Source organism: Pontibacterium sp., from assembly GCF_964228735.1.
Lineage (GTDB): Bacteria > Pseudomonadota > Gammaproteobacteria > Pseudomonadales > Balneatricaceae > Pontibacterium.
The window spans coordinates 20,832-27,617 of the sequence record NZ_CAXRBQ010000051.1 but is presented as its reverse complement, the minus strand read 5'-3'; the positions used below and the strand labels follow the sequence as shown (position 1 = coordinate 27,617).

The window sequence follows — 6,786 nt, the reverse complement described above, 5'->3', positions numbered from 1 at the left end:
CCAGGAAACCGGGGCAGTCATTCACCACTACCGGGGTTTTACCCATTTTCTTGGCGTAGGCCACAGTGGTGGCAACCGCTTCATCAGAGGATTTTTCGCCGCGAATCACTTCAACCAGCGGCATCAGGTGTACCGGGTTAAAGAAGTGCATGCCACAGAACTGTTCCGGACGTGCAACGCTTTCTGCCAGCGTGTCGATTGAGATGGTGGAGGTATTGGACGCCAGTACTGCAGTCTCAGGCACAGCACCTTCAACATCAGCCAGGACGGCTGCTTTAATGGCCGGATTTTCCACTACCGCTTCAACCACCAGATCCACGCTGCCAAACTCGTTGTAATCCAGGGTTGGGGTAATCGCATCCATCACCACTGCTTTGCCTGCGGCATCCATGCGGCCTTTGTCGATCTTGCGATCCAGCAGTTTGGAGGCTGTCTTCAGACCCAGATCCAGCGCCTCTTCGCGGATATCCTTCATCAGGATCGGCGTACCGGTGGATGCGGACTGGTAGGCCACGCCACCACCCATAATGCCTGCTCCCAGTACGGCACTCTTTTCAACCGCATCTGCTTGCTTGCACCATGCTTTGGATTTTTTCTTCAGCAGCTGGTCGTTCATGAACAGGCCAACCAGGCTTTGTGCAGCATCGGACTGAGCCAGTGTTACAAAGGCGTCCACCTCAACCGCCAGCGCATCAGCCATTGGCAATGTCGCATGGGCGCACACCGCGTTGAGGATCTCGCCTGCTGCCGGATAGTTGGAGTCCAGCTTCTTGGCATACGTCTCCTGCGTATCCAGCAGTTCGGTGCGAGCCGCCACGGAATCAACCAGCGGCTGCTGTTTACGCTTACGGTTATGGGCAAAATCTACATCACCCGCAACTGCCGCATTCAACATAGCGATGGCCACATCACGCAGTTCTGCTGTATCAGCTACGCCATCCACAGCCCCCATCTCCAGTGCGGCAGATGCTTTCTGAGGTTTGCCGGTCATCATCCACTGCAGTGCAGCTTCGGCACCTATCAGACGGCTCAGACGTACGGTGCCACCCCAGCCCGGGCAGATCCCCAAATTCACTTCTGGCAGACCCACGCGTGCATCGGCAGCCAGCACACGGAAATCAGCACTTAGTGCCAACTCAAAACCACCACCCAGCGCCATGCCGTTTACCGCCGCAACCGTTGGATACGGCAGGTTTTCCAATGCATTAAAGGTGGCGTGTGTCTTATTGATCCATGCTTTCAGCTCTTCAGAACTCAGTGCGAAGTTATCCTGAAACTCAGTGATATCTGCGCCAACGATAAACGCCGGTTTTGCGCTTGTGATCAGCAGGCCTTTGATATCCTTATCAGCAGCCAGCAATGCCACAACTTCGCCCAACTCGTTCAGAGTCAGATTGTTCAACTTGTTTACAGATTCGCCCTGCAGGTCGAAAACCAGTTCAACCAGACCAGATTCCAGGGATTTAAGGCTTACCGCCTGACCGTTGTACATCGTGTGTTCCTCATAACTGCCATTTGCACTAAAAAAACGGGGCCATTTCTGGCCCAAAACGGACAAACACGTCCTACCAGAGTGCAAACAAGCGATGATCTTGTTCTTCAAGAGAGGGAGGAGAAAAAACAGCCATCCGTGGCCAAATGGAGTGTCAGAAGTAACTCCTGCCCTACCAGTGTTTAACCCTAAATTTAAGGGGATGGGTTTGGGTTAAACGCGTTCAAACAGTGCCGCAATACCCTGGCCACCACCGATACAGAGGCTGACCATGGCGTAACGACCGTTAATTCGATTCAGCTCATGCAGAGCTTTTACAGTGACAACAGCACCGGTCGCACCAATCGGGTGACCCAGAGAGATACCGCTACCGTTCGGGTTTACACGCTCACGTGGCAGATCCAGCTGTTGGGCAACCGCCAGCGCTTGAGCTGCAAAGGCTTCGTTAACTTCGTATACGTCGATGTCATTCACGCCCAGGTTGTTACGTTCCAGGACTTCCTGAATCGCCGGCACCGGACCGATCCCCATGATCTTCGGATCAACGCCCACTACGGAGTAATCCACCAGCTTCGCCATCGCCTTAACGCCCTGCGCTTCAGCCGCTTCCCGGTCCATCATCACCAGCGCAGCCGCTGCATCGTTCAAGCCGGAGGCGTTACCCGCAGTAACCGTGCCGTCTTTCTTGAACACCGGTTTCAGCGCGGCCATATCAGACGCTTTGCAGTCATAACGCACATGCTCATCGGTATCGAACAGGGTCACACCCTTACGGCTTTTCAGCTCAACCGGTACGATCTGGTCTTTGAAGTAACCGTTTTCGATGGCGTTCTGCGCACGGTTATGGCTCAGCGCCGCTAGCTCGTCCTGCTGTTCACGGGTGATACCGTATTTCTCTGCCACATTTTCAGCAGTAACACCCATATGGATGTGGTTGAACGGACAGTGAAGAGCAGCAACCATCGGATCGACCATCGCACCGTCGCCCATACGCTGACCAAAACGTGCGGTTGGGATGTGGTAAGGCGCACGGCTCATGGACTCGGCACCACCGGCGACAACGGTGTCGCAGATACCCAGTTCGATCTGCTGAGCTGCGGTCAGTACCGCCTGCAGACCGCTACCACACAGACGGTTTACGGTCAGTGCCGGCGCCGTTTCAGACAAACCGCCGTTCAGCGCAGCCACGCGTCCCAGGTACATATCAGCAGGCTCGGAGTGGATTACGTTACCGAAAACGGTGTGCCCTACAGACTCAGGGGCTACGCCAGCGCGTTTTACCGCTTCCTCGACCAGCATGCCGGCCAACTGGCCCGGCTTATGGTTCTTCAGGCTACCGCCATAGCTGCCAATCGCCGTACGTACACCACTTACCACAACCACTTCACGTTTCTGCATGGGATTCTCTCTTACTTGCTCTTACTTGGCGCTTGCCTGTACTGCTGTCAAAGCAGCAAGCACCTTGTGTTTGAGTTAGGCGGATGATTTCGTCAACCAACCGTACCAGTATGTCCCTTAGTTTCCCGTTCAAACGCTTGATCAACAATAACGAAAGAAGTCTGATAGTTAACATTTTCGGACACACGATCTACACTATGGGCAGTATCTCCTGCCTAATTGGCCAAATGATCTGTCAAATACGGACACTTACATGAGTTCTGCACGCCATTCTGTCTCCATCCACTTCGCCCGCACCCTAGTCGCTGCGGCAAAGCGCAACGATATCGACCATCAGAAATTACTGCGCTTTGCGGGACTGAACGAGCGGATGCTGGAGAATCCCGGCCTGCGAATCACGCCAGACCAATTAAGCCGGATGATGCAGGAGATGTGGCGGGTATCGGATGATGAGTTCATGTGTATGGGCAGCCACCCTTCAAGGCATGGTGTCTTTACCTTGATGGCAAAGCAGGCAGTACGTTGCAGGAACTTGCGCGCGGTATACCACCACCTGGGGCACTTCTACAATTTGGTGGCTGACGCCCTGAATCTGGAGTTTTCCATTACCGACGATGAGGTTCGCTTCACCATGCGCCTGACCGATCCGGACAGAGACCCCGACTGCACACTGCGGGAGTTCTTACTCTTGTTATGGCATCGCTTTCCGAGCTGGCTGATTGGTCAACGCGTCCCCCTCAAGTATGTCAGTCTCGATTTCCCCGAACCGGCGCACAACGCGGAACACCGCCTGATGTACCCTTGCACGGCCAAGTACGATCAGCCGGAATGCGCGCTGGTGTTTGGCACTGAAATGCTGGATGAACCCGTCGTTCAAACCCCACGCACACTAAGCGCCTACCTGCGCCGCGCACCGTTGGATTGGTTCAAGCGGCAGGCGTATTACCAGGCATACACCCGGCGGGTTATGGACTATCTCGAAAGTGGAGAAGAACTGGCAAAGACCAGCATGGATGAGATCGCGGAAGAGCTGCATGTCACCTCAAGAACATTGCGCAGAAAACTTGCAGAGGAAGGTACCAGCTTCCAGGAACTGAAGGACGATGTAAGGCGTGATGCGGCGATCCACTACCTGAGCCAGCCTTCGATCCCGATCTCCCAGATATCCAGACAACTCGGTTTTTCTGAACCTGCCGCGTTCACCCGCGCGTTTAAGCAGTGGACGGGGGTACCGCCGGGGATCTATCGCCGTTCCTGATCCGCAGAAATAGTCTGATAGCAGTAACGTCCTTCACCATCCAGAGAACGGGAGATGCGCCCTTTCTGCATCAGGTAATGCACGTGTGCCAAACACTCACCACTGGCTAACAGCAGATCAAAGAGCGACAGCTTACGATCATAGAGCTGCTCAACCTGCTGCATGATATGCATCGGCTCGGTACAGATCTGCTCAATCTTCTTGAGATCCTGCTGGTGCCCTTCGATCAACTCATCCAGGCGTTTACGTATACCAATGAAGGGAAAATTATGCGCGGGCAGCACCAACGTATCCGCCGGCAGCGTCTTTAAGTGATTAAGTGAACACAACCAGCTCCGCAACGGATTGCCATCCGGATCGTGGGGACCAACACTGACATTGGAGCTGATACGCGGCAACACCTGATCGCCGGAAATCAGTATCCCCAGCGACCGGCTGTACAGTGAGGCGTGGGCGATAGAGTGACCTTCCGAGACAATCACCTGCCAGCGGTTCGAACCGATGGTGAGGTAATCACCATCCTCTAAGCGGTTAATCTCCGTTGGCAGCACAGAAAACAGGTCAGCAAAGCCGCCGTAGATCGCCATCAGACTTGTTGTCTGTTTGGGGTTCATGCCCAGGCGATGGAAGAATTCTACACGTGTAACCTGTGAATCACCGTTGGGCGTAGCCAGCTCGGCCAGGAATTCCTGAACCAGATCGTATTCTCTTCCCGTCATGTAGAGCGGTACGTCAAAGCGATCACATAACCAACCCGCTGCACCGATATGATCAACGTGTGCATGGGTGACAACAACCTGCTTCACCGGCTTGTCACCCAGATGCTTCTCTATGACAGCATCCCATACCTCGGTTGTCGCACTACTGAACAAGCCGCAATCAACAATCACCCAACCATCAACGTCTTCGATCAGGTACAGGTTGATATGGTCCAGCTCAAACGGCAGAGGCATCCGCAACCACAACAGACCAGGAGTAATCTGCACCACCTCTCCGGAATCAGGCGTGCTGTAATCAGCGGCTACAACTGCGTTCATTCTCCAGCCTCCCATTGGGCCTAGGTCATTTTTGCTGATTGTCTGGCGCACATAGGCTGGTCAGCAACTTACCTAAGCTTGAAGCGTTTACGCAATTGCAACAATAACTAGGACAGCCATTCTATTAACAAAATCGGACAATCGCATCTTAACGACCGATGGAGGTGTTCGTGTATCCCTTGATAAACAGATCTACGCAGCAATTGATATACTCGCTCACCTGCTGCTGACTCCAACTCGGCTCAATGCCGAGTTCGGAACGGAGCTTTGCCTCCCCCTGAACCATCTGTAAAAACTGAATGGCAGCGATCTTGGGCTTCAGGATGTCCAGATGCCCCGCATCGCCCAGTAGAGCCATCACGCGTGTCGCGCCAGCCAGCACACGCTGGTAGCCACACTCAAAGAACAACCGGGATACCAAAGGCTTACGCTCTACTTCGGAAATACAGTTGCGGTAAACACCTCGAGCCTCTGCCGAAAGCACCAATGCCATATAGTTTTCCGCAAGCTCGGTCAGGCTTTCACGGGGGCATTTTTGCGCCGACGTAAGCTCCATGGACACAGCAAACTGTTCACATTTGGCTTGGATCGCAGCCCTGAACAGATCGTCTTTACTCTCGAAGTAGCTATAGACCGTTTGCTTGGCGATCCCCGCATCACCAGAGACTTGGGCAATGGTGGTCTTGGAGAAACCCTGCTCGGTAAACAGGCGAATCGCCGACGCCAGAATCCGATTCTGGATTGTGGGGCTTTTAGGTCGGCCCCGCGTTTCAATACTCATTCGCTTGCGTATACCTCAACAGCTGCTGAAATCCGGTACACGCTTTTCCATAAGTGCAGTTATCGCTTCAAGCGACTCAGGTTCCTGAAGGGCTTGTGCAAAATGTTCCATCTCCTGATCGATGGTCTGCTGCAGCTCGGCCTGCACTGGCGCTTTAAGCAGCGCCTTACACTTCAAAAGTGCTTGAGGCGGGAGCGTTAACAACTGTTCTGCCACTTGCATCGCCTTATCTAACGCACTCTCTTCCGGCACGACCTCATTCACGATGCCAAGCTTAAGGGCTTTGGTGGCGTCAAAAGGCTCACCCAAGGCTAAAAGTTCAAAAGCTGTTCGATGGCCGAGACGTTGAGGCAACAACAAACTGGTTCCACCTTCCGGTACAACGCCTAAGCGCGTGAAGGGCAGCTGGAAAACCGCAGAGGCATTGCAATAGACAAGATCGCAATGCAGCAGCATTGACGTACCAATGCCAATCGCCAGTCCATCCACGGCAGCAATAATTGGCTTTTGCAGCGTGGAGATCGCTTTCAGGAAGTCACCAGCCGCTGATAGTCGGCCCGGTTCGGATGTTGCCGTCAGGAAATCCTTGAGATCGTTCCCCGCGGTAAAGGCCCCGTTGCTACCACTGAGCACCACGACCTTAATCGTGGGATTTATATCTGCATCCAGTAAAGCCCGGGTGAGGTTTTCATACATCGCGAAAGTCAGCGCATTTTTCTTTTCCGATCGATCGATGATGACCTGCAAAATGGGTCCATTAGGTTCGATAGAAACACCACCAGACATCAATACACCTCCTTCAACTCACACAACCATATTC

At 53.6% G+C, this 6,786-nt stretch carries 6 protein-coding genes; 1 reads left to right on the top strand and 5 read right to left on the bottom strand.

Translation table 11 applies throughout. From position 1 onward, the window contains the following. Both ACEQ15_RS05250 and bktB read right to left on the bottom strand, forming a co-directional pair. A partial coding sequence (locus ACEQ15_RS05250; protein WP_370278041.1) for a 3-hydroxyacyl-CoA dehydrogenase NAD-binding domain-containing protein occupies positions 1–1,492 on the bottom strand: 1,492 nt, incomplete at its 3' end. 213 nt (positions 1,493–1,705) lie between these two features. Beyond that, positions 1,706–2,890 carry a beta-ketothiolase BktB gene (gene bktB, locus ACEQ15_RS05245; protein WP_370278040.1) on the bottom strand — a complete coding sequence of 395 codons (1,185 nt, stop codon included), beginning with the start codon at positions 2,888–2,890 and terminating at the stop codon, positions 1,706–1,708. Positions 2,891–3,143: 253 nt separating this feature from the next. Here bktB and ACEQ15_RS05240 point away from each other — a divergent pair, with 253 nt between their 5' ends. After that, on the top strand, positions 3,144–4,148 hold the full coding sequence (locus ACEQ15_RS05240; protein WP_370278039.1) for an AraC family transcriptional regulator: 1,005 nt from the start codon (positions 3,144–3,146) through the stop codon (positions 4,146–4,148). Here ACEQ15_RS05240 and ACEQ15_RS05235 read toward each other — a convergent pair. The 3 genes from ACEQ15_RS05235 to ACEQ15_RS05225 form a co-directional block, all read right to left on the bottom strand. Then, on the bottom strand, positions 4,133–5,185 hold the full coding sequence (locus ACEQ15_RS05235) for an MBL fold metallo-hydrolase (RefSeq protein ID WP_370278037.1): 1,053 nt from the start codon (positions 5,183–5,185) through the stop codon (positions 4,133–4,135). The two genes, ACEQ15_RS05240 and ACEQ15_RS05235, sit on opposite strands and share 16 nt — an antisense overlap. A gap of 148 nt (positions 5,186–5,333) precedes the next feature. Further along, positions 5,334–5,966, bottom strand: coding sequence for a TetR/AcrR family transcriptional regulator (locus ACEQ15_RS05230; protein ID WP_370278036.1), 633 nt, complete (start codon positions 5,964–5,966; stop codon positions 5,334–5,336). A 15-nt stretch (positions 5,967–5,981) separates the two neighbouring features. Beyond that, positions 5,982–6,752: an enoyl-CoA hydratase gene (locus tag ACEQ15_RS05225; protein WP_370278035.1), complete on the bottom strand. Its 771-nt coding sequence runs from the start codon at positions 6,750–6,752 to the stop codon at positions 5,982–5,984. Positions 6,753–6,786 lie beyond the last annotated feature (34 nt).

Coding starts and splice junctions, on each gene's coding strand:
- bktB (WP_370278040.1), bottom strand. CDS start 2,890: ATGCAGAAACGTGAAGTGGTTGTGGTAAGTGGTGTACGTACGGCGATT.
- ACEQ15_RS05240 (WP_370278039.1), top strand. CDS start 3,144: ATGAGTTCTGCACGCCATTCTGTCTCCATCCACTTCGCCCGCACCCTA.
- ACEQ15_RS05235 (WP_370278037.1), bottom strand. CDS start 5,185: ATGAACGCAGTTGTAGCCGCTGATTACAGCACGCCTGATTCCGGAGAG.
- ACEQ15_RS05230 (WP_370278036.1), bottom strand. CDS start 5,966: ATGAGTATTGAAACGCGGGGCCGACCTAAAAGCCCCACAATCCAGAAT.
- ACEQ15_RS05225 (WP_370278035.1), bottom strand. CDS start 6,752: ATGTCTGGTGGTGTTTCTATCGAACCTAATGGACCCATTTTGCAGGTC.